At 62.9% G+C, this 24163-nt stretch carries 16 protein-coding genes and 3 pseudogenes; 14 read left to right on the top strand and 5 right to left on the bottom strand.

The genetic code is table 11. From position 1 onward, the window contains the following. Positions 1-574 precede the first annotated feature (574 nt). The 8 genes and pseudogenes from ACLL97_RS06570 to ACLL97_RS06535 all read left to right on the top strand — a co-directional run. A complete protein-coding gene (locus ACLL97_RS06570; protein ID WP_411279683.1) occupies positions 575-1144 on the top strand; it encodes a DUF4440 domain-containing protein in 570 nt (189 codons plus the stop codon). A gap of 191 nt (positions 1145-1335) precedes the next feature. Then, positions 1336-4335, top strand: a complete 3000-nt coding sequence (locus ACLL97_RS06565; protein ID WP_411279682.1) for an amidohydrolase family protein — start codon at positions 1336-1338, stop codon at positions 4333-4335. A gap of 38 nt (positions 4336-4373) precedes the next feature. After that, positions 4374-5738 carry an amidohydrolase family protein gene (locus tag ACLL97_RS06560; protein ID WP_411279681.1) on the top strand — a complete coding sequence of 455 codons (1365 nt, stop codon included), beginning with the start codon at positions 4374-4376 and terminating at the stop codon, positions 5736-5738. Positions 5739-5743: 5 nt separating this feature from the next. Continuing rightward, positions 5744-6196: a DinB family protein gene (locus ACLL97_RS06555; protein WP_411279680.1), complete on the top strand. Its 453-nt coding sequence runs from the start codon at positions 5744-5746 to the stop codon at positions 6194-6196. A 606-nt stretch (positions 6197-6802) separates the two neighbouring features. Continuing rightward, positions 6803-7303 (top strand): hypothetical protein, encoded by a 501-nt coding sequence (locus ACLL97_RS06550; protein ID WP_411279679.1) that lies wholly within the window; start codon positions 6803-6805, stop codon positions 7301-7303. 131 nt (positions 7304-7434) lie between these two features. Next, positions 7435-9969 (top strand): hypothetical protein, encoded by a 2535-nt coding sequence (locus tag ACLL97_RS06545; RefSeq protein WP_411279678.1) that lies wholly within the window; start codon positions 7435-7437, stop codon positions 9967-9969. An 8-nt stretch (positions 9970-9977) separates the two neighbouring features. Next, the gene (locus ACLL97_RS06540; protein WP_411279677.1) at positions 9978-10403 is read left to right on the top strand and encodes a glycoside hydrolase family 3 N-terminal domain-containing protein; all 426 of its coding nucleotides are present in this window, start codon (positions 9978-9980) and stop codon (positions 10401-10403) included. Next, positions 10339-11022 (top strand): annotated as a pseudogene (locus ACLL97_RS06535) (glycoside hydrolase family 3 protein); the annotation flags it as partial. The gene ACLL97_RS06540 and the pseudogene ACLL97_RS06535, both read left to right, overlap by 65 nt. Positions 11023-11100: 78 nt before the next feature. Here ACLL97_RS06535 and ACLL97_RS06530 read toward each other — a convergent pair. The 5 genes and pseudogenes from ACLL97_RS06530 to ACLL97_RS06510 form a co-directional block, all read right to left on the bottom strand. Continuing rightward, positions 11101-12285, bottom strand: a pseudogene (locus ACLL97_RS06530) (MFS transporter); the annotation flags it as partial. A gap of 185 nt (positions 12286-12470) precedes the next feature. After that, positions 12471-13262: pseudogene (locus ACLL97_RS06525) on the bottom strand (family 16 glycosylhydrolase). 24 nt (positions 13263-13286) lie between these two features. Beyond that, a complete protein-coding gene (locus ACLL97_RS06520) occupies positions 13287-14519 on the bottom strand; it encodes an ROK family transcriptional regulator (protein ID WP_411279676.1) in 1233 nt (410 codons plus the stop codon). Between the two features lie 43 nt (positions 14520-14562). Further along, entirely contained in the window at positions 14563-16356 is a 1794-nt protein-coding gene (locus tag ACLL97_RS06515) for a hypothetical protein (protein WP_411279675.1), read from the bottom strand. Next, a complete protein-coding gene (locus ACLL97_RS06510; RefSeq protein WP_411279674.1) occupies positions 16353-16802 on the bottom strand; it encodes a hypothetical protein in 450 nt (149 codons plus the stop codon). The genes ACLL97_RS06515 and ACLL97_RS06510 overlap by 4 nt, the downstream gene beginning before the upstream one ends. A gap of 382 nt (positions 16803-17184) precedes the next feature. Between ACLL97_RS06510 and argF the strand changes: the two genes are divergently transcribed. The 6 genes from argF to ACLL97_RS06480 all read left to right on the top strand — a co-directional run. Next, entirely contained in the window at positions 17185-18111 is a 927-nt protein-coding gene (gene argF, locus ACLL97_RS06505; RefSeq protein ID WP_411279673.1) for an ornithine carbamoyltransferase, read from the top strand. A 17-nt stretch (positions 18112-18128) separates the two neighbouring features. Further along, positions 18129-18587 carry a peroxiredoxin gene (locus ACLL97_RS06500; protein WP_411279672.1) on the top strand — a complete coding sequence of 153 codons (459 nt, stop codon included), beginning with the start codon at positions 18129-18131 and terminating at the stop codon, positions 18585-18587. 118 nt (positions 18588-18705) lie between these two features. Further along, complete coding sequence (gene gcvT, locus ACLL97_RS06495; protein WP_411279671.1) at positions 18706-19818, top strand: glycine cleavage system aminomethyltransferase GcvT; 1113 nt, start codon at positions 18706-18708, stop codon at positions 19816-19818. Beyond that, the gene (locus ACLL97_RS06490) at positions 19815-21491 is read left to right on the top strand and encodes a sigma 54-interacting transcriptional regulator (protein ID WP_411279670.1); all 1677 of its coding nucleotides are present in this window, start codon (positions 19815-19817) and stop codon (positions 21489-21491) included. The genes gcvT and ACLL97_RS06490 overlap by 4 nt, the downstream gene beginning before the upstream one ends. Positions 21492-21651: 160 nt before the next feature. Next, the gene (locus ACLL97_RS06485; protein WP_411279669.1) at positions 21652-22533 is read left to right on the top strand and encodes a hypothetical protein; all 882 of its coding nucleotides are present in this window, start codon (positions 21652-21654) and stop codon (positions 22531-22533) included. 352 nt (positions 22534-22885) lie between these two features. Continuing rightward, positions 22886-24163: HD-GYP domain-containing protein (locus ACLL97_RS06480; protein ID WP_411279668.1), on the top strand; the 1278-nt coding region annotated here is incomplete at its 3' end.

Here is a 24163-nt window from a genome sequence, read left to right as displayed (position 1 = left end):
GCGCGATGACTCGATGTTCAATGTCGCGGTTTGCTTATCTGGGCGCTTCCGCAAAATCCGCCAGCTCCGTGTCCCAGCTGTTGTCGATCCCTCCGCATCCGCAGCTCGTCAGTTCAAATGAGCGCGAACGAAGCCGACGAGTAACAACAACAGCAACAGCTGGAACACGGAGCCAGCGGATCGCACGGAACCACACCGACAAGCAAAAAGCGCGATGGCTCGAGAAGGCAGACGAGACGCCAGCTGAACCAAGAACAACCGCGGCAATCACGACGGCTTCACGAACCACGTCAACGCGGACCAAGGGAACACGCTGGTTGAACGTGGCGAGATCAGCGATGTGGCGGTACACGACCGTCAGATGTTCGGAGCGCAAGCGCAGTTGGATGGGCGCATGCTGCGCACCATCGATCTGCTCCGCGCCAGGGCCACAATCAGCCTCCGGACGAATGCAAAAGGCGCATCGCTCGGTTGCTGACCTGTGGTGTCATATTGCAGCGGAGAGCACGTATAGCGCATTTTGAGAGGTGCCCTAAATTCGCGCGCCAAGTAAGTTTCCAATCTCGGAGCGTCCATGTCACACAAATTCGCGCGCACCCTCCGTGCCATGAAGGTGGCCATCCTGCTCACCGGCGCCGCGCTGGCGAGCGACTGCACCACGGGGGCGACGGCCGACGGCCATCCGGCCGCCACCACCCCCGCAAGCGACTCGGTCATGATCGTCGAGGCGAAAGCGTTTATGAACGGCTACGCCGAGGAACTGCGGGCCGGAGACCGCGCCGCCATGGCTAAGCGATACGATCGGCAGGGCGCATGGATGGTCGGGAATGGGCGCGCGCTGAAGACCAGCTACGACTCGATCGTCGCCTTCTACGCCGGCCCGGCGTGGCAACCGCCGGCGACGTTCCAATGGAAGGATCTCGCGTATGAGCCGCAGGGAGCGAATGCGATCCTCGTGGTCGGAGAGTTCGCGTGGGCGTTCGCGCCCGGCACAGCCCCGATCATCATGTCCTACTCCGCGCTACTCCAGCACCAGGACGGCCAGTGGCGGCTGCACCTCGAAGATGAGTCGGGCGATCCGATGGTGATGGCCAAGGTCATGGCGAGCATGGACACGATCACCGCCAAGGCGAAGCAGAAGTAGCATCGGGCCCGCCGGGCGGGCACTGAGTCTCGGCGCTGCCATCGTAGTGAACGATTTGCCCTCAGCCTGCACCCGCCCCAACATACTGCGGTCCGTCCGCGTTGCTCTTCGAACTCTTCGGGCAGCGCAGGCTCGTGCCCCTCCTAATCGCCAGCGACGGCCCGCTCCAGGCCGTCACCCGGGAATCCTTCGTGAGAGCTTTTCGTTTTCTCCTCGGCCTCGCGGCGCTCGCCGCCGGATCGCTCGAGGCCCAGCAATCGTCACGCACGGAGCCGGTCACCGGCCTGCGTGAAAACGGCACGGGCTATCATGCCCTCGTTGGTGCTCGGGTCGTCACGTCCCCCGGCCAAGTCCTGAACAACGCCACGATCGTCGTGCGTAACGGGCTGATCGCCGCCGTGGGCGCCGGGACGGCCCCACCTGCCGGCGCGCGCGTGTGGGACCTCAAGGGACTCACGGTCTATCCCGGCTTCATCGACGCGCACGCCGACCTCGGCGGCGACGCTCCCCCGCTAGGTGGCGACGTGGGGCCAACGCACTGGAATCCGCAAGTGCGCGCGTGGTTCAGCACCACCGCCAACTTGAAGGACGACTCCACACGCCGCACCGCGCTCCGCTCCCTCGGCTTCGGCACCGCCCTCGCCGTGCCACGACAGGGCATCTTCCGCGGCATGGCGTCGGTGGTGCAACTCGGCGACGCCGGCGTGCGGGAACGCGTGTTGCGCCCCGATCTCGCACAGACGGTCGGTTTTCAACGGTCCTTCGCGCTTGGCGGCATGTACCCTAACTCCGCCATGGGGACCATCGCGCTCATGAAGCAGACGTTCATGGATGCTGAGTGGTACGCCCGGGCGTGGGGTGCCTACGAGTCTAGCAGTCGCTCCCTGTTGCCGCCGGAAACCAGTGAAGCGCTCGCCGCGCTCAGTAAGGTGGTGCAGGGCAAGCAGCCCATTCTCTTCCAGACTGAGAGTGAAGAGGACTACCTCCGTGCATACAAGCTCGCCGCAGACTACAAGCTCATTCCGTGGTTTCGTGGCAGCGGCCAGGAGTACAGGCTCATCGACGTGCTCAAAGGCCGCACGCAACCGCTGGTGCTGCCACTCAACTTCCCCGACGCGCCCACCCTGTCCAGCCCGGAAGCGGCACTGAACGTGACGCTGGCGGACCTCCGACACTGGTACCTCGCACCTACGAACCCGTCGCAGCTCGCCGCGGCGGGAGTGCCCTTCGCCATTACCGCCGACGGACTCTCCTCGCTCTCGCAGTTCCTGCCGAATCTGCGTACGGCAGTCGCCCGAGGACTCGCGCCCGACAAGGCGCTCGCCGCGCTCACCACGGTGCCCGCGACCTGGCTCGGTATCGAGAAGACACATGGCACCATCGCCGTCGGCAAGGTTGCCAATCTCGTGATTAGCGAGGGTGACCTGTTCGCCGAGGAAGCCAGCGTACGCGACGTGTGGGTACAAGGCACGCGCTACGGCGTCACGCGGCCGCCGCAGGTGGACCCGCGCGGCACGTGGACCATCGCCTCCGATGACGCCGGCACGTTCAAGACGGCGACGCTGCGTCTCGAAGGCCCGCTCAATCGCATTCGTGGTACCGTGGAAGTCGGCGGCCGTCGTCCCGTGCCGCTCACGTCGGTGCGGATTGTCGCCGAGACGGGTCGTCTCGAAGCGACGTTCGCCGGCGAGCCCCTCGGACAAGAGGGCGCATTGCTGCTGGCGGGCTCTGTGCGCGACACGACGTTTTTCGGCTGGCTGTCTCTGCCCAATGGCACCGATGCGAAGTACCGGGGCACCCGCACCGAAGTGTACGAAGGGCCCGCCCGCGGCGCGATTGCCGTGAAGGTACCCAAAATCGAGTTGCCGTTCATCCGGCCGTCCATGGAGTTCGGGCGCGCGGCGCCGCCGGCGCAGCCCGCCGTGCTCGTGGTGCGCAACGCGACCGTGTGGACCCAGGGGCCGCAGGGGCGCCTCGAGAACGCCGACCTGCTCGTGCAGGCCGGCAAGGTGGTGCGCGTGGGCCAGAAGCTCGCCGCGCCCAGCGGTGCCGTAGAGATCGACGCCACCGGGAAGCACGTCACGCCGGGGCTCATCGATCCGCACACGCACTCTGGTGTGAGCGCGGTCAACGAAAGTGGCTTCGCGATTGTCCCCGAAGTGCAGATGGGCGACGTGATCACCCACAACAACATCTGGTTCTATCGACAGCTCGCTGGCGGGCTCACGACGACCATGATCAAGCATGGGTCGGCCAACCCCATTGGCGGCGAGAACGTGTACGTAAAGACACGCTGGGGCTCGCTCCCCGACGAGTACAAGATTGTGGGCGCGCCGCGCACGGTGAAGTTCGCGCTCGGCGAGAACCCCAAGCGCAGCCCGACGCGATACCCGAACACGCGCATGGGCGTGCAGGAAATCATTCGCGATCACTTCCTCGCAGCGCGTGACTACGAGAAGGAATGGAAACGCTGGGACAAGGAGAAGACGGGTATTCCGCCGCGTCGCGATCTGCGCATGGAAGCCATTCTCGACATCCTCAATCAGAAGCTGCTGATCTCGTCGCACGGCTACCGCGCCGACGAGTTTCTGGCGCTGATCCGCTTGGCCGAGGAGTTCGGTTTCAAGGTGCAGGCGCTCCAACACGGCGTGGAAGCGTACAAGATTGCCAGTGAACTCAAGAAGGCTGGCGTTGCGGCGATCGTGTGGAGTGACTGGGGTGCGTTCAAGCTCGAGTCGTACGATGCCACATCATACAACGCACGTTTGCTCATAGAGGCGGGTGTGGTCACGTCGCTGCACTCCGACGATGCCGAGATCTCCACACGTATGAACTGGGAGGCGGGCAAGTTGCTGCGCTCCGGCCTCGACGAAATCCAGGCGCTCTCCACCGTCACCAACCAGTCGGCCAAAGCGATCGCAATCGACCATCGCGTCGGCTCACTCGAAGCCGGAAAGGATGCCGACTTCGTGATCTGGAACGGCAACCCGCTGTCGCAGTTCACGAAGGCCGAGCAGACCTGGGTGGATGGTCGCAAGTACTTCTCGCTCGATGAAGACAAGGTGCTGCGCGATGACATCGCGAAGCAGCGCGCGCAGCTCATTCAGGCGGTGCTGGCGGCAGGTACGCCTGAAACCGTGCCCGCTGGCGCGCCCGCGCGCGACCGTGGCGGCGAGGGGCTGCGTAAGTGACCCGATCAATCCTTTCGACACTCGAGACCATGCGAACCATGACCACGACTGCGCGCATGCTCACGCTTGCATTCTCAGCGGCGATCAGCGGGCTGGTGGCTCCTCGCCGCGCCAGTGCGCAGGAGCGCATGACGGTGCCGCCTCAGGAGCAGCCGGTGGTGCTGCGCGGGGCCATCATTCACACCGTCACCAACGGCACGATCACCAACGGCACGATCGTGCTGGACCGCGGCAAAATCACGGCGATTGGCGGTGCAGAGGTGCCGGTGCCGCGTGGCGCCAAGGTGGTGGATCTGAGCGGAAAGCACATTTACCCTGGCCTCATCGACGCCTACAGCACGGTGGGCATTACGGAGATCGGGTCGGTGGACGTGTCCAACGACATCAACGAGCTGGGCGACTTCAACCCCAACGTGCGGGCCGAGGTGGCCGTGAACGCCGAAAGCCGGCACATCGGCACGACGCGATCGGCGGGCGTGCTCGTGGCCTTCAGCACGCCGGAAGGCGGCGTGATATCCGGGCTTTCGTCAGCGATGTCGCTCGAAGGGTGGACGTGGGAGGAAATGTCCATGAAGGGGGCGGCGGCGCTCAACGTGCGGTGGCCCGATCCCAACGCGCGGCCGCGTCGCGGCGGCGGTGGACCTCCGAGCGGTCCCGGTGGACGTGGCGCGGGGCCGGCGCCCAAGACCTACGCCGAACAGGTGCAGGAAATCAAAGATTACTTCGCCGAGGCGCGGGCGTACCGCGACGCTGTGAAGGCCGGGCAGTCGGTGCGCACCGATACGCGCTACGCCGCCATGATACCGGCACTCGACGGCGCTATCCCGGTGGTGGTCGCAGCCGAGGGCACGGCGCAGATCAACGATGCCATCACGTGGGGCAAAGCAGAGGGCGTGAAAGTCGTCATTCGTGGTGGCCGCGATGCCGTGTTCGTGGCCGACCGGCTCAAGGCAGAGCAAGTGCCGGTAATCCTTACCTCCACCATGTCCGCGCCCGACCGGCAGTACGAAGGCTACGACAACGCCTACGCCACGCCCGCAAAGCTGCACGCCGCTGGCGTGAAGTTCGCAATCGCCGGCGGCTCGGGCGCTCTCTATAGCTACCGGCTGCCCTGGGAGGCCGGTGTGGCGGTGGCATTCGGCCTTCCTGAGGAGGAAGCACTGAAGGCGGTGACGATCAATGCCGCCGAGTTCATGGGCATTGCCGACAAGGTGGGTTCGCTAGAGGTAGGTAAAGAAGCCACCTTGTTGATCACCACCGGGACGCCGCTTGACATGACGACCAACATCATCCAGTCGTACATTCAGGGGCGAGAGATCAACATGATGGACATCCACAAGCTCTTCTTCCAGAAGTACATGGAGAAGATCAAGCAGCAAGCTCCAAAGAAGATCACACCCTAACCGTCATGAAGAACGTCTTCAACGCAGCCGACGTCGCCGAGCTTACCGTGCGCATCAATGCGCTCACGTCGACCACGTTGCCGCAGTGGGGGAAGATGTCCGTCGATCAAATGCTCGCCCACGTCAACGTGGCGTACGAGATGGTCTACGACAATAGACACCCCAAGCCAAGCTGGCTGATGCGGTTTGCGTTGAAGACCTTCGTGAAAGAGAAAGTCGTCGGCCCGACGCCATATGCGAAGAACTCCCCAACCGCGCCCGTGTTTCGAATGACCGGCGTCAAGGAGTTCGCGCGCGAGCAGCAACGACTGCTCGCATTTCTCGAACGCGTGCAGGCCGACGGCACGCGCACATTCGAGGGAAAGGAATCGCCGTCGTTCGGACCGCTCACGGCGGCGGAATGGAATGTGCTGTTCTCCAAGCACCTCGATCATCATTTGACACAATTTGGAGTTTGATCGAAGATCGCGTGACCCGACTGCAAACGATTCGGTGACGTCGAGCGAGAACGCGCGCGCTATCCTCGGCGAATGTTCGCCCCATGCGCACATCGCCTTGCCGTGCCGATCGAATGGCTATGCTCGATACGAGTCCGTATCAACGCCCAAGCCCCGAGCGCACCGTGTGGAGGCCGATCTCGAAGCCATCACCGATCTCACTGTGATGTGCGACTGACGGTGCCATGAGGGCGTGTACTCGCCGCCGAAACGGGTTTTGCACTCCAGCGAATCCCGGACTGCGTGCGCGCCCCGGACATCGCGTACGTGCGCTGGGCGCCCTGCTCGTGTGGCCGGTTGATCCCTCGCGTCGCCACGCGCGCGCGCGTATCGCGTGGACAGTAGTGAGTCGATTCTGGTCGAACCGGCCGCCCTTACTGGGGAACACGTACTCACCGGGCGCCTGATCGAGGTCGCCGAGCTCTGCGACTCACGGCGGCTCCCACAAAACGCTTGACAGCCGCCTCGGATGGCCTCACTTTGTTGTCTCGGCGAACAAAGATTGTCCCTCCTCCGTCGCCGACCGCACCGCTCTCCCGACCACCATCCGGTGGAAGAGGCTCCTCCATGCGCACACTGCCGAAGCTGGCTGCCCGCTCCGTGCGGGTCCGTCGCTTGAGCGTGCTCGCCACCCTGCTCGTCGCGGCGGTCAGTCCCGCGACCGCCAGTGCTCAGATGCCGCGCATCGAAGTCCGCAACGATGCCGCCGGCTCGCGTATCCAGGTGAACGGTACGGACATGCTGCTGCGTGGCGTGAACTGGGACTATTTCCCCATCGGGACGAACTACTCGTATAGCCTTTGGGCGCAGCCCGACGACGTCATCAAAACTGCGCTTGATCGCGAAATGGGGCTGCTAAAAGTGATGGGCGTCAACGTCATACGGCAGTACAACGGCGTGCCCCCACGCTGGGTGAAATACATCTACGAACAGCACGGCATCTACACGGCGCTCAATCACGCCCTTGGTCGCTACGGCACCACCATCAATGGCGTCTTTCAGGCGGGACCGATTATTCAGATCCGAAGGTCCGTCAGGCGCTCACGAACGAAGTCGTCGCTCTCGTAGAAGAGTTCCGCGGTACGCCAGGCGTCCTCATGTGGTTGCTTGGCAACGAGAATAATTACGGTCTCTCCTGAAAGTCCGCCGTCACCGAGAATCTTCCCGCCGGTGAGCGCGACGCGGCCAAGGCCACCTATTTGTACTCGCTCGTCGGCGAAGTCACCCGCGCGATCAAGGCCAAAGACGCCTCGCGCCCCGTCGCCTTTGCCAACGGCGATCTGCAGTACCTCGACATCATCGCCACGGAAGCGAAGGACTTCGACGTTTTTGGCACGAACGTCTATCGTGGCAGTTCATTCCGCGATCTGTTCGATCGTGTAAAAACGGCGATAAGTATCCCCGTCATGCTCACCGAGTTTGGTGCTGATGCATGGAACGCGCGCGACCTGCGCGAAGACCAACGCTCGCAGGCGAAATACCTGCTGGCCCAGTGGCAGGAAATCTATGAGCAGACGGCGGGACACGGTCGCACCGGCAACGCCATCGGCGGCTTCACCTTCCAGTGGACCGACGGCTGGTGGAAGTTCGGACAGGAGCGGCGCCTCACTGAGCACGACACGAACGCCTCGTGGTCCAACGCCGCGTACGCCGATGACTACGTGAAGGGCGAGAACAATATGAATGAAGAGTGGTGGGGCATCGTCGCCAAGGGTCCCGTCGACTCCCGCGGTCAGGTTCCGCTCTATCCACGCGCCGCTTTTTACGCGCTCCAGCAGGCGTACCAGCTCGACCCGTACGCGCCGACCAGTAGTGCATCCGCCATCACAATGCACTTCGCGGCGATCAGTCCGACCGATGTGGAACGGCGCGCCCGCGCCGATCGCGCCGCGATGGGCGGGGAAGGCTCCAGCCGTGTGTCCATCAGCGGACTGCGCCTGGAGCTGCAGACGTTCAACACCGGCGGTTCCAAGCTGCGTACGCCCAAGGCAGCAGATCCCGCGTCCACGCTTTATCCGTCGTTCCAGCGCTTCGACCGGATGGAGTCGTACTACGCCGACATCACCGCGCGCCCCAGCGAAACATTCTCCGCCACGCTCTCGCTCAATGTGCTTGGTAACGTGCCCGGTAATCCGATCGACGAAATCTTCTATGAGAATAGGGGCCGCGCGCGCACGGTACTCACCGATGGCACGCCGCTTCGCCTGAACGGTATCGATCGCCTCAGCGTGTATCGGGCCAGCGTGTCGTGGGACGATCGTAACTTCCGTCTCGACGGCTTCTATCGCACGAGCCACTACCACTGGGGATACGAAGGCGATTTCTTCGGGCTCTATCGCGAAGCGAACTATGGCAAGAACATCGACATCTACAACGGCAATGCACCCGCTGGTGTGGAATTCACCGGGAAGCGGAAGCTCGCCGGTCTCAAACTCGCATTTGGCCCAGAACTCTGGTGGGGCGCCAATCCTACCGCAATCGCGAAGTACGGTCGCCAATTCGGTGAGACGCACATCACCGCGATGTATCAGGAAGATGTCGCCAAGCTGAATGCCTCAGCGTCCAGCAGCTCGTTCGCCATTCCGATTCCCCAGGCACGTCGCGCCACGCTGCATCTGGCAGATACGATCGCTGGCTTCGGCGTCGAGGCGGGCGGCATCTGGGCTGGCGCCACGCGGGTGGGAGTGCCCTTCCAGCTGGCCGATGGCTCCCGCGTGCTGCAGGACAAGATCAAAAACAGCGACGCCTTCGGCAGCAAGGCACGCCTGACCTATTCGACGGGCCGCTACAACTGGTACGCACAGGGCGCCATCATGGGCCTTGTCGCCGACGGTGGTCCGACGTCCGTCCAGACGTTCACCGGCTGGAGTCTCAAGGACACGGGTCTCAACAATCAATGGAACACAATCTCCGGTTTGTCGGCTCGTTTCGGCTCGTTCGAAATCGCGCCCATTCTGCTATATCAGAAGCCGATCGTGGGGCCGGTACCGTTCAATACGCCTGCCCCCGGCTGTCCGCGTAATGTGGTCGACGATCCCTTCGCGGTGCGCGCCAATCGTGAAACCTACGGCGCCGGGCTGCTGCTCACGTTCGATCCCACGCCGGCGACGTGGATGTACGCGTGGGACAGCGACATGCGTGAGGACGCGCGCTTCGCCGCCAACGTGGGCTATGTGTATCGTCGCCTGCCCACCACCATGGACGCCGCCATCGGCATTCTCGCCGACGGACGCACGACGTTCGCGTTTCCTGGCGCCACACCGGCGCGCAGTCTGTACGAAGTACGCTCGCGCATTGTGTCCAAGGTGGCGCGTGACGTGCGCCTCATCGCCAATCTCTACACGGGCACTGCCGAGCCAAACGGCAACGATCCGCGCCTGCTGCATCGCTCGGGCGTCGACCTGCGCCTGGTAAAGCAGCATGTCAAGGTGATGGCCGCCGCCAAGCTGAATGACTGGGGGCCGTTCGATTACCATCGCGACTTCAATCTCACCTTCCCGAAACAGTGGCTCACCGACGTGTCGTACTCCATCGGTACGCCGCAATGGTGGGACTTGCCGGAAACGAAGTTCGGTGTGCGTGGAACCTGGCGCGCGCTCAACAAGTACTCTCCGCGCTTCTGTCCGGAGCGGGTGTCCGACCTCACCACCGGCGTGCCCACCTGCGATCCCACCGCGCCTTCGACGAATGGCTCGGAATGGGAACTGCGCACGTTTCTCACGGTCGCCTGGTAGAGACGCGGGTGTCCGTCGAAGCGCGCATTAGTCAACTGCTCTCGCCGCTGTCCATCGAGCAAAAGATCGGGCAGCTGCAGCAGGTGCAGGGGGGCGGTGGTCATGTCCCCACCGATCTCGCGAAGGCCGTGCGTGAGGGACGCGTGGGATCAGTCATCAACGAGGTGCATGCCGACACGGTGAATGCGCTGCAGTGGATCGCCGTGCATGAATCGCCTCACGGCATTCCGCTGCTCATCGGTCGCGACGTGATTCACGGCTTCGCCACGGTGTTCCCCATCCCGCTCGGACAGGCCTCCAGCTGGAATCCTGAGGCCGTAGAGCGGGGCGCTCGCATTGCCGCCACCGAAGCGTCCGCGCATTCTCAGCGTGAAGTTGCGCTTTGGACTCTTCGAGAAGCCGCGGCCGGCCGAGCGTGCGTGGGCGAACAGTGACAGCTTCGGCAGTGCGACGCATCGTGCCGTCGCACGGGAAGCGGTTCGGAAATCGCTGGTGCTGCTCAAGAACGACGCCGCACTGCTACCGATATCACGGTCGGCGCGCATTCTCGTGGCGGGGAAGAGCGCGCACAATCGCGGACATCAGTGTGGCGGCTTCACCGTGGCGTGGCAAGGCGAGACGACGAACGAGGCCATCGTTGGCGGCACGTCGATCTGGGAAGGCATTCGCGCCCTCGCGCCGATGGCCGCACTCGATGCGAGCGGCGCCTCGGCCGATGCCGCGCATCATGACGTCGCCATCGTCGTGATCGGAGAGAAGCCGTACGCGGAAGGCATGGGTGATCTGCGCGCCGGTGGCCGCGTTGAATCGGGCTCGCACAATCTGACGAAGCCGCACAATCTGGCACCGTAGGGAAAGACCATCGAGCTCGCACAGCTGCACCCGGAAGATCTCGCGCTGATCACGGCGATCGCCGTCAAGGGCGTTCCCGTGGTTACGGTGTTCGTCGGTGGCCGTCCGCTGGTCGTGAACGCGGAACTCGCGGCGTCGCACGCCTTCGTCGCTGCCTGGTTGCCTGGCTCGGAAGGGCAGGGCGTTGCCGAGGTGTTGCTCGGCGACTATCCGTTTCACGGTACCTTGTCGTTTACCTGGCCGCAGTCCGCAGCGCCGTCGTCCGAAAACGCGGCGCCCCTGTTTGCCCGCCAGCGCTACGTCAAATCCCGTGGCGTTGAGCAGGTAACCGCCACCGGCCAAGGCAGCGGCCATGCCGACTTTCACGACCCACCAGAAGATAGATCCGAACATGCCTTCGCGCCGTTGCTGTGTCTCGAGTTCATCGCTGTCGACCACGTCGGCGATCATCGATCCCATCAGGGTGAAGAGCCCGCCGAGTCCGAACGCCATCAGTGGGGCGGGAATGAGCACCAGCCACGGGCGCGTGGGATCATAGCAAAACCACTTGATGGCGTAGCCAATCATGGAGACGCCGGTGGACACCTTGAACGCCCGCTTCTTGCCGATCTTGGTGGCCAGCCACGTGATGAAGAAGATGATCAGGAAGGTCGAGATCGCACCGACCGTACCCGCATAGCCAGCGTACTCAGCGCCGCGCTCCTGATTGCCACCAAACACGTAATAAATGATCACGTACGACTGGAACGACGAGATCATGATGAAGCCGTTGAACACCAGAAACGTCGCAATGCAGAGGCGCAGGTACGGCCGCGACCGTAGCGTGGTCGCGAAGCCCTTGAAGAACGCTGACGTGTTGCGCTTCGTGGACTCCCACGCACTCTCGGTCGGTCCCTCGGCGACGCTGGCCGGCGTCGCCGAGCTCGCGGAAACGCGCTCACGCAGGAACAGCGCCGGCATGACGCCGACGACGGCCGCCACGATGCCGATGACAATGGCAAGCGAGCGCGCGCCGATGGTAGGCGTGGCGAACCACGGCTTGTGCGTCATGATCCAGAGAAACCACGGCGAGACGACGTACGCCAACTGACCGATGAAATTCTGCACGCCCATCAGTCGCGTGCGCTCGTTGTAGTCGGGCGTGAGCTCGTAGCCCAGCGCGACCCATGGCGTCGCAAGGATCGTATAGCCCACGTAGAAGATCGTGGAGCCCGCTGTGAAGTACCAGAAGTAGAACGTCTGACTCTTTCCCTCGGGCATCATCCACAACAGTGCGAAGAACAGTCCCGATAGGATGGCGCCGACGAAGCTGTATGGACGTCGGCGTCCCCATCGTGAACGCGTCCGATCGGAGATGAAGCCCATCAGGGGATCAGTCAACGCGTCGGTGATTCGCGGCAAGGCACTCGCGAGACCGACCAGCGCCGGATCCATGCCGAAGCCAAGATTGAGAATGATCGACATGCCGCCGATGGCGGCGGCGAGCCGGATGTTCACGACGGCACCAAGGCCGTACGCCAGTTTGCCCGTGAACGGAATGCGGTCTTCGACCGGGGTGGCGTGCTCTCCCGTGAGGCGCCCCTTTCCCAGCCGCGTATGCCAGGCAGCGATCGCCGTTGTCGCGATGCGACGAGCGCCGCTGGCGTCGCTCACTTGGCGGCCTCATGCACGCGCACCCAATCCACGACCATCGTCTGCGGGAATGTAGTGATCGCATCGGGTGCGCCCACGAAGTTGCCGCCCACCGCCACGTTCAGAATGATGAAGAACGGCTTGTCGAACACCCACGGCCCCCTCACATCCGCCGGCGTGGACGTGAAATACAACTCGCCGTCGATGAAATGCTCTACCTTGCCGGGTGACCACTCCCCGGCGTACACGTGGAAGTCATTGTCGAGTCGCGCGAGTGTGAGCGTCTTCGCCTTTGTGCGTGCTGAGCCACCGGAGTAACCGGGGCCGTGCAGTGTGCCGATCACGGTGCTCGGTTCCTGTCCGCGCTACTCCATGATGTCAATCTCGCCCGTTTGAGGCCATCCCACCGTTGGGAAGTCGGTGCCGAGCATCCAGAACGCGGGCCAGAGTCCCCGGCCGCGCGGCAGTTTCATTCGCCCTTCAACGCGGCCGAACTTGAACGACTGCTTTCCCAGCGTGACAAGGCGCGCCGACGTGTACTGCCGCCCGCGATACGGGTCACGTCGCGCCGTGATGACCAGACTGCCGGTGCCGTCGAGTGATGCATTCGACGCACGATCCGTGTCGTACTCGAGCTGAGCATTTCCCCAGTCTTCGCCCACATCGTACTTCCAGTTCGCCGTGTCGGCGATTTGTCCGGCTGGTCCGCTGAAGTCATCCTCCCAGAGCAGCGTGCGGGCGGGCGCTTCGGTCGAGGAGGAACATCCAGCAATCGAACAGACCAACAGAGCGGCTATGACACGACCCATGGCAGGCGGGGTTAAGGCGACGGACTAGGTGGGAAGAAGAGACTTGGGGTCCTGCAGTACGGCGTCGAGCACAAGGGTCGCGGCGCCGATGGCAATGCCACGGTCTCCGAGCGTACTGGCATGGATTTCCGACGAGGCCACCGCGCTCACAAACGTCCGGCGCCGCACGGTCTCGCGGATCGGGACGAGCACCTGCTCGCGTAGCTTGGGCAGTCCGCCGCCAAGAATCACGGCCGCGGGGTTGAGCAAATTCAGCATGCCGGCAATCACGGCACCGATATGTTCTGCCGCCTCGTGCACAACGCGAGAGGCGAGAGCATCGCCCGCCTTTGCGGCCGCCTCAAGCGTGCTGGTTGTGATCTCGCCGGTGGCGAACTCGCTTGACCCGTATTCCGGAGCGAGCTCCTTGGCACGCGCGACCAGCTCCTGAGATCCGACATAGGTTTGAAGACAGCCGCGGTTCCCGCAGATGCACGGGTGGCCGTGCACGTCGATCGTCACGTGGCCGATTTCACCGGCCACACCACCCGCCCCGCGGTAAATGCGGCCACCGATAAAGTGACCGGCGCCGATACCCGTCGCGATCTTGATGAACGTGAAATCCGAAAGCCCACGGGCCGCACCCCACCAGTGCTCGGCCAGTGCGCCGAGGTTGGCGTCGTTGTCGAGCAGTACCGGGACGCCGTACTTCGCGCTCAAGGCTTCGAGTCCGTGGCGCCCGTCCCAGCGCACCATCGCCAATCGCGACACGCGGTCAGGATGACGCGGGTCCATCGGGCTCGGGAGCGCCACGCCGATCCCCAGCAGCGGCGCGGCATTCGTGTCGACCATGCCTAAGCAGGCATCACAGAGCCTGGCGATCATCAGTCGCGTGCCCTCTGGATCGCGGTGCACCGGGAACTCCTGATGCTGCCATGCCCGCACACGCCCGCGCAGGTCGGTCACTACCACGGCCACGTGCGACGCGCCAACATCGACCCCCAGCAACGAGAACGCATCATACTGGAACGCCAGCACGATTGGTCGGCGTCCTCCGCTGGAGGCTCCCACTCCGGCCTCCGCGACCAGGCGCGTTGGCAACAGCGCGTCCACAATCTCCGACACCGTGGACCGCGACACGTCGAGCCGTCGCGCGATATCTGCGCGCGAAATGTGCTCGTCGTCCCAGATCAATCGCAGGATCGTGGTGGCGAGTGGACGGGGACGGGAAGGATCGGCGCTGGGGGCGCCGACTTCGCAGCGGATGGTCTCTGTCATCGGTCTCTCCGAAGGGCTCGAACGGGCAGCCTCGAAGATAGCGCTACTTGTGCACCAGCACGTTAGCTACGAACACGGTTTTTAGATCCCCCGAGAAGATCAGTTGCGCGAGGTTCGCGCGGGCGGTCAGTCCGGGGAAGGCGCTGAAGGGAATGTCCAGGGCGACCCAGCTGCCGGTCCGAAGGGATGGGATGGTGGCCGCAGTGAGGGTGACGTCGTGCGCGGAGTCATCACCGCCGCCGAACGCGCCGTTGGCGCCGACGTTCACGAGCTTCACCTTGAACACAGCCGGCGCCGTCGTGGCGTCCGGCGTCCAGATGTCCATCGAGAAGTGCGTCATCGTGGCCGCGTTGATCTGTTTCGTGACGAACTCGATGCCGGCCAACACGACGTTGCTGTACTGCTTCACATCATCGTTTCCGATCTTGACGTCGGCCACATCCGCCTGATCCCAGTGGGCCGACCACGTGTCGGCGCCGTTGCTGGTGTAGGCGTTGGAAAAGAGCGCAATCGCATTCGCCGCCGTGTACGCTGGCGTCGGGGCGGCCGTCGTTGGCGCCGTCGGCGCGCCGGCTGTGCGGTAGAAGTACACGTTGTCGATGTACAGCGTAGTCAGCGATCCGGAGAGGATCAGCTGTGTCAGATTCTTCCGAGTCGTGAGTCCCGTGAAGGCCGAGAACGGAATGTCGACGGACACCCACGCACCGGTGGTGAAGGCGGGTGTGGTCGTGCGCGTAATTGAAAGCTCGTGCTCGACATCATCGCCGCCGAACACACCGTTCGCGCCGAAGTCGACAAGCTTGATCTTGAGGATCGCCGGGAGCGCCGTGGCATCGGGCGTCCACAGGTCCATGTGCATCATCGTCATCGCCGTCGCATCGACTTGCGATGTGGTGAACTCGATGCCCGCCAAACTCATGTTCGTATACCGCTTCACGTCGTCGTTAGCGACCTTGAGGTTCGCCACATCGGCCACATCCCAATCGGCTGACCAGGTACCCACGGTGCGGTTCGTGTAGGCGTTGCTGAACAGTGAAATGACGTTCGCCGACGCGGCTGTTGGCGTTGGTGCCGCGACGGTTGGCGCGTTCGGCGCGGGCGGGATCGCCGCCTTGTCGAAGTACACGTTGTCGAGGTATACCGTGGCGCTCGACGCCAGGAAAATCATCTGGGCGAGGTTCGCGCGACGCGTGAGTCCGGTAAACGACGACAGTGGGATGTCGATGCTGTTCCAGATATTTGCAACCAGTGGCGGCGTGCTGCCCGGTGTAATCGCGACCTCGTGCTCCGAGTCGTCGCCCCCGCCGAACACGTTGTTCGGACCGAAGTCTACAAGTTTCATACGGAACGCCGCCGCGTCGTGCACGTACACGTACACGTACACGTCAAGGTGGAGGTGCGTCATCGCCGTCGCGTTGACCTTCGTACCGATAAACTCGGCCGCCGCGAAGGTCAGGTTGGTGTAGCGCTTGGTGGCGTTGCCGCCCACCTGCACGTCCGCCACATCGGCCTGGTCGAACGACGCCGACCAGGTGTCGACGGGAACATTGGCGTACGCGTTGCTGAACAGCGAAATCACATCGGCCGCCGCGCGCGTTGGCGTCGGTGCGGCCGTGCTCGGCGCCGACTGTGTGCGCAGCGTAATGGTGCCCGAGGCCGCGGTCTCGCCAAGCTTCGCGGTGATCGTGCTGGTGCCCACGCCAACCGTGGTGATCGCGCCGGCGGCACTCACCGTGGCCACCGCCGCGTTCGACGACGCGAAGGTGAAGTAGGTCGCCGCTGCCTCGGTAATCTGCTCCACACCGCCGATCGTGTACGCCACTTTCGTGCCCGTCACCGCGACCGTGGCGCCGACTTCCGATGGCAGGGACTGCGTGGGGACGCTTGGCGCGGTGTCCCAAGTTCACCGGTTTCGAATTTGATGTCGTCGAACCACAGCGTGTATCCAACGCCGTTCTCGGGACCTTCGGCGAAGTAGAACAGGCCCCGTTCGGCCGTCAGCTTGGAGGCCAGCGGAATCGGCAGCGTGTACTTGGTCCAGGTCGGCGTGACATCGATGGCCGAACGCTGTGCGCTCCTCGTCGACGTGCCGGTGTTGTCGTTGCCCAGACCCACCACATCGAGCTTGGCATTGATGCTGGCCTTCGCCCAGAACGTCACCGCATTGTAGCTGCTCAGGTCGCGCGGTACCTGCGCCACAAACGCGCCGCCAGCATAGCCGCCACTCGCGTCACCGGGGTTTGGCACGATCACCTTCAGCGTGGCGGTTCCCTCGCGCGTCATCGTCCCATCCGAGGAGAGGGCGTCGGTCTTCGAGCCGGCGAACGCCTGAAAGTCGACACCGGCGCCGATGGCGTCATCGAAGTGGTGCCGCCTGACGGGAACGGGGCTGGCTCGAGCATGCTCGTGTCGCGGCTACAGGCCGCGGTCAGGAACAGCCCGGCGAGGCCGAGCAGGCGGGACGCGGACTCGGGCAAATGCATGGCGATTCACTCCGGGAGGAAATAGCGGAGGCGCTGGCAGGCGACCCGGGAGGGAGAGGGCCGCCGAAAGGTTTGTCCAGTAACCAAACAAAGAATGAGGTAAGTCGAGCAGGCTGTCATGGAAATGCTTGTGAACACGCGAAGGCTTGGTCTCGCTCGGTCCGTTCCATAACTTTACGCGGATGCCGCATAATCATCCGCCGCATCGCGACTTTTTGAACATCGTCGACTTCTCCCCCACGGAGACGTTCGCGCTGCTCGCCCTTGCCGAGCAAATGCGCACCGGTGCCTACGACGGTAAGCCGTTGGTTGGCAGGGCGTTGGCGATGATCTTCATGAAGTCGTCCACTCGCACGCGCGTGTCGTTCGAAGTTGGTGTGACCCAATTGGGCGGCACCGCGCACTTCCTGTCGCCCCGTGACGTCCAACTAGGCCGTGGCGAGCCGATCGCCGATACGGCGCGGGTGCTCGACCGCTACGTACACGGCATCATGATCCGCACCTTCGCGCATGCTGACGTCGAAACGCTGGCCGAGTACGCGAGGGTTCCGATCATCAATGGACTGACCGATTTGTCGCATCCGTGTCAAATCCTGGCCGATGTGCTCACGATCCAGCAGCACTTGGGCGACGTGCGCGGCAAGACCGTCGCTTGGATCGGCGACGGCAACAACGTGTCGAACTCCTGGATCCAAGCGGCGGCGCATCTGGGCTTCACGCTCAAGCTGGCGTGTCCTGAGGGATACGATCCTGATGACGGCTTCCTCAGCGCCGGCGTGGAGTCGGGAATGGTCCAGCTGCTCCGCGACCCTCGTGAAGCGGTCGCCGGTGCCGATGTCGTGACGACCGACGTGTGGGCCTCGATGGGGCAGGAAGAGGAGCACGCGAAGCGCGCACGGGCCTTTGCCCTGTTTCAAGTTGACGCGCCGCTCATGGCCCAGGCCGCACCGCACGCAATCTTCTTGCACTGTCTACCGGCACACCGCGGCGAGGAAGTGACAGCCGAAGTGCTCGACGGCGCGCAGAGCGTTGTATGGGACGAAGCCGAGAATCGTCTGCACATTCAGAAGGCGATCATGGCGGCGCTGATGGGGAACGAAACACTCTAACCAGGATCTTACACCTCATGCCAATCGCTGCGGGAATACTTGCTCCCGATTTCACGCTCCCGACCGACACCGGTGACACACTCACGCTGTCTTCGCTGCGTGGCCAGTGGGTGGTGCTTTTTGCCTACCCGAAGGACGACACCTCCGGTTGCACCGTGGAGGCTTGCGAATTCCGCGACGCGCTGCCGCGCTTCGATGCGTCGAAAGCGGTGATCCTCGGCATCAGTCCTGATTCCGTGAAGTCGCACGTAAAGTTCAAGGCCAAGTTCGAACTGCCGTACACGTTGTTGTCGGATGAAGAGAAGACGGTGCTGCAGGCCTATGACGTGTGGAAGGAGAAGTCGATGTACGGCAGGAAGTACATGGGTGTGGAACGTACGACGTTTTTGATCGACCCAGCGGGACAGATTGCCAACGTGTTCACCAACGTGAAACCGGCTGGTCACGCGGCCGAGGTCATGACCGCGATCGTCTGAGCACATGGAGAATGGGTAAAAAGTACTGTCAGCGTGGCCATACGCTGGCAGGTTCCCTCCAGATTGGGCATGTTATAGGGCGCCGCCGCTCCGGTCGCGCCCTGCTTCTTTTCCAGACATGACAGCTATCGCTCCCGGCACGCTCAAGCGCACGCCGCTCCATGACGTTCACGTCGCCCTTGGCGCGAAGATCGTCCCCTTCGCCGGCTACGAAATGCCGGTGCAGTATCAAACCGGCATCACCGCCGAACACAATGCGGTGCGCACTATCTGCGGCATGTTCGATGTGTCGCACATGGGCGAAGTGATCGTGCGCGGTCCTGATGCGATACGTTTCGTGTCGTCGGTGACCAGCAACGACGTCGAGGCCCTCGCCGTTGGGCAGATCCAGTATTCAACCCTGCTGCGCGCCGACGGCACGATTGTCGATGATCTGCTGGTGTACCGCTTCGCCGATCATCTGATGCTCGTGATCAACGCAAGTAATCGCGACAAGGATCTCGCGCACCTGCGGGCGAATATCGGTGACTTCGACTGCAGCATGACGGATGTGTCTGACGGCATGGCGTTGTTGGCCGTGCAGGGACCGCAGGCGCCGGCGATTGTGGCGTCGTTGTCCGATGTGCCGCTCGACGGTATCAGGTACTACTGGTTCACCGAAGGCAACGTGGCCGGCGTGCCGTGCATCATTTCACGCACCGGCTATACCGGCGAGCTCGGTTTCGAATTGTACGTCGACGTGGCACAGGCGGCGGCTGTGTGGAAGGCCGTGATGTCGGCCGGGCCCGTGACGCCGGCTGGGCTGGGCTGTCGCGATTCCTTGCGTCTCGAAGCTGGCATGTGTCTTTACGGTAACGAGCTCGACGACCGTACCACGCCAATCGAAGCAGGGCTCAACTGGCTGGTAAAGCTCGCCAAGCGCGAACCGTTCCTGGGCAAGGATGTGCTGGTGCGTCAGCACCAGGAAGGCACTGACCGCAAGCTCGTCGGGTTCACGATCGATGAACGGGCGATCCCGCGTCATGGGCATGGCGTGGTGTACGGTGGTGTCGCGATCGGCGACGTGTGCAGCGGCTGCATGAGCCCCACTCTCGGGATCCCCATTGGCACGTGTTATTTGCCGGCGGCGGCGGCGGTCGAAGGCACCACGTTCGAGATCGATATCCGTGGCCGCACGATGCCAGCGCGCGTGGTTACGCTGCCGTTCTACAAGCGGGCAGGGAAGGCGTGAGCGCGCGTCCGCGCCCCGCAGCAATGCGGCGTGGCGGTGTAGACGACGGCGCCGCCAGTGTCGTGGCGATTCTCATGACCGATGTCGAGCCGGCGGTGCGATTGAACGCTGCGCTCGAGGCGGGTGGGGTGACGACGGTGACGATTTCGCCGATGGATGACGTGCGTGGTGATGTGCGCCGCGCGCGTCCCGACATCGTCGTGCTCACCGGAGCACTACTCGATGCGGCGAACATGTCACTCGTGCGCCAGCTCTTGTGGGACAACGTGGCCGTGCTCGGCTTCGCCGACGTGTTCGATCCACCGATGCTTGAGCGATTGCGCGAGATCGGATACGCGGAAACGTGGCCGAAGCCGGTGCGCACCGAGGATGTCGTGGACAGCGTGCGACGTCGCCTTGAGCGCCAGCGATTGGCGGAGCTCACGGGGCTGGTTGGTGAGTCGGCGGCGATCCGCGAAGTACTCGTGAAGGTGGAACAGATCGCGCCGGTCACGAGCACCGTGCTGATCGAGGGGGAAAGCGGCACCGGCAAAGAGCTGGTGGCGCGGGCCATACATCGCCTCAGCCCGCGGCGAGGGAAGCCGTTCATTGCGGTGAACGTGGGCGCGCTTACGGAAACGCTCCTGGAGAGCGAGCTGTTCGGCCACGAGAAGGGTGCGTTTACCGGTGCCGCCGAACGCCGGTTGGGGCGGTTCGAATTGGCCGATACAGGGACGCTCTTCCTTGATGAGATCGGCGAGATCCCGTCGAGCACGCAGGTCAAGCTGCTCAGAGTACTCGAAGAGCGTGAAGTCACGCGCGTGGGCAGCGGGCAACCGATATCGATCGATGTCCGCGTCGTCGCGGCAACGAACCGTCCGTTGCGTGAGCATGTGGAGGAAGGCGGCTTTCGCGCGGACCTGTTTTACCGACTGAACGTGCTCGGCATCTACTTGCCGCCGCTGCGTGAACGCCGTGACGATATCCCGTTGCTCGTGCGCCGCTTCGTCACCGAGTTCGCGTCGTTGCACGATCGCGCATTCCACGGTATCTCGGCGGAAGCGTTGTCGCTCTTGGTCGAGTACGGATGGCCCGGCAACGTGCGAGAGTTGCGGAATCTCGTGGAGAGCATGGTTGTGCTCGCCCACGGTCGTGAAATCGGGGCGGATGATATTCCACGTCCGATTCGCGACGGCGGTGGCCGGCGATTGCTGCCGGTGCACGTGGGGCCGATGGTGCGCGAGGGGGAGCGGGTCCAGGGACGGGAGCTTGAATTCATCGTGCGATCGCTCGTCGAACTCAAGTTACAAGTGGAGGAGTTGCGTCGTCGGATGGACGTGGAAGCCAATGCGTCCGTACCGAGTTGGCGGGGCGAGGTGCGATCGCCGTCCGCCGTAGCTGTCACGGGTTCCAATGAAGTGGTTGCGATGCCGGGATACGGGCTGATACGTGGTATCGAACCTCGGGAGCAGGCTCCGCCGGCCACGGTCATCACGCTCGGTCCTGGTATGACGATGGCTGAGATCGAACGGGTGGCGATTGTGGCGGCGCTTCGGGATAATGGCGGCAACCGTCGAAAGGCTGCCGATCTGCTCGGTATCGGGGAACGCACCCTGTACCGGAAGCTTCGGGAATACGAAGGCGAGGACATCGCCGACGAGGACGAGGGAGACACTTCCCTCGACGAAACTTGAGGTCTGGACCGATACGTCCATGCCGGACAACGCGTTGTGGAATTCTGAGTCTTGCTGGAAAGCGACTCGGGTCACATATTAGCTCCGCAGAGAACCGAACACAGGTGTTTGGTACGCATCAGCCGCGGAGACAATTCTGTCCATACCAGTCAATTTTGGCATGACGTCGCCTCAGACCCCCTCCGGTATGATTGCAGGGAGTGTGATGCCCATTCGTCGGGCCGAAGAGCTGATTGCCACCCTTCCTGGGGTGCTGTCGGTGCGCATCGTGCCGAACGAGAGCGGAGTCGTGGAGGAGATCCACGTGCTCACCACCGACCTCGTCCCGGCCAAGAACACCGTACGCAATATCGAGAGCGCGCTGATGGCGCAGCTCGGTCTTCGGGTGAACCACCGAAAGATCTCGATTGCGACGAGCTTGGACGCCCCACGGGCAGCCGACTTGCCGCCCGTGGCTCCGTCGCCTGCCGGGCTGAGTGCGATGGCCGGCGGAGCGTCGACCCAGCCGGCGCCCTCGGTACCCCCCGCCTCAACGGTGCCGCTGAACGCCTTCGTTGCGTCGGCGTCCCCCGGTGGTCACATAGGAGGGACTGCGCGAGTGAATTCGGCCGTAGCGCCGATGGCCGATGCGGCCCCATCCGGACGGCGGGTGCTGGTATTTGAGGATGTCGAAGTGCGGCGATCGCGTTCGCGCGGTGTGCTGTGCCGAGTCACCCTGAGTCGTGATGGACAAGAATTTGTGGGCGAGTCGGAAGGTCAGGAGAGCGAGCGATCGCGTATCGACTTGGCCGCTCGCTCGACGCTGTTGGCCATCGTTGCAGCGACGAAAGCGACACCGGGCGGAGAGCGTTCGTTGGCGCTTGAAGGATCGAAGCTGATCGATGCCTTTGACCGAGAGTTCATTTTCGTCAGCGTGGCGGCGCGCATCGGTCGCGAGCCGGTGGTACTGACGGGAAGCTGTGAAGTACGTGAAAGCGCCGAAACCAGCGCGGTGCTCGCGGTGCTGGATGCGACCAACCGCTGGATGCACATCGATCGATAGCAGGATTTCCGAGGCGCGGAGGACGGCGCCTTTTTTATGTCACCCCACATCGTCTGCACGAGACGACACAAAAAAACGTCCCCGGCAGCCGTCTAGAGCGGAGCTGAGCGGGCAGGCCAAGCAGTAGGAGCGGAGCTAACCTCGATAAGCATGTGGAGTCCCGAGCGGGACACACGTGACTACCCCGATGGGAGGTGACGCAAAGATGGAATTCGTGGCCCAGCTCGTGAATGCGATGTGGTCGTTCGTTTTGGCAGACGCCAAGGTTTGGAACTAAGGTAGTCGCGCTGACGGGGGCGCTTATTTTCCGATGAATACACGAGTCATCGCATACGTACGGCTAGTCGTGGCAATGGCAATTGCCATGACTGTTGTATTGTATGTACAAACCCCGGACGTCGAATTTGACTATCTGAAGGGCTCGGCGTTACTCACGGTTATCGGCTTTATCGCGGCAAGTCTCGCGTATCGCGTTCAGCGAAGCTCTTTAGGCGAGACCTCGTTTATCCCGTACCTGTCCGCGCTGGTGCTTTATCCGTCGTGGACCGTTGTAGTGCTTGTGGGAGTCGGTTCGGCTGCGGCCGAAATACGACGTCGCAAACTCGGAATTAAGCTGGTCTTCAATGTTGCGCAGTTTGTGCTTGCGGCCGCTTGCGCAAGTCTGATTTATGTAATGCTTGGTGGGAAGCCGCTCGCAGGCGAGGATGCGTCGTTTAATCCGCTTCCTCATAGCACGGCCGTCATCGCGTTCCTTCTCGTAAATACGTTCGCCGTCGCTGCCGCCATCGGACTGGCGGACGGAAAGAGCATTATCAAGACATGGTATGAGGGAAACGCTGCCGGTTTCGTCTACGACATCGTGCTAATTCCCTTCGTCTTTGGCTTTGCCCGCGCGTATCACGATTGGGGCATTTGGGGAGCCGCCCCTCTGCTCGCACTCGTCGTCGGTTTACGTTTCACATATCAGTCAAAACATCAACTCGAAACCACGAATAGGGAGCTTCTTGAGCTGTTTGTTCACACGGTCGAGTTTCGAGATCCTTATACGTCCGGACATTCGCAGCGCGTGAGTCGCTATTCCCGAATTATTGCGAAAGCAGTCGGGCGCTCAAGCAAGGAAATTGCGCGAATTGAGATCGCCGGGATGCTCCACGATGTGGGAAAGATCCATGAGATTTTCGCTCCCATTCTCTCGAAGCCAGGACGACTAACTCCGGAAGAGCGGGCGATCATGGAGCTTCATCCGATCAAGAGCGCCGAGCTGGTTGCGAAGTTGTCAGAGTTCACGGATATCATTCCTTCGGTTAGGCACCACCACGAGAATTGGGATGGAACTGGTTATCCCGATCGACTAGCCGGTCATGACATTCCGCTCGGTTCGCGGATCATCATGTTCGCTGACACGATCGACGCGATGACTACAGACCGCCCTTATCGGAAGGCGCTTACCGAAGTTGAGGTACGCGCGGAGTTGCAAAAGTACAGGGGATCACAGTTTGATCCGCATATTTGTGATGCGTTACTCTCGAGTCCTGAGTATCACCAGATTTTTGTGCCGGCGGATGAGTCGCGAAGCTCACTCTCATTCACTCAGATATTTGAGCGTGCGAGAAGGCCGAAGACTCCGACC

This window comes from Gemmatimonas sp. (assembly GCF_046594945.1).
In the GTDB taxonomy this organism is placed as follows: Bacteria; Gemmatimonadota; Gemmatimonadetes; order Gemmatimonadales; family Gemmatimonadaceae; genus Gemmatimonas.
The sequence above is the reverse complement of the archived record's forward strand: the minus strand, read 5'-3'. Positions and strand labels throughout refer to the sequence as shown.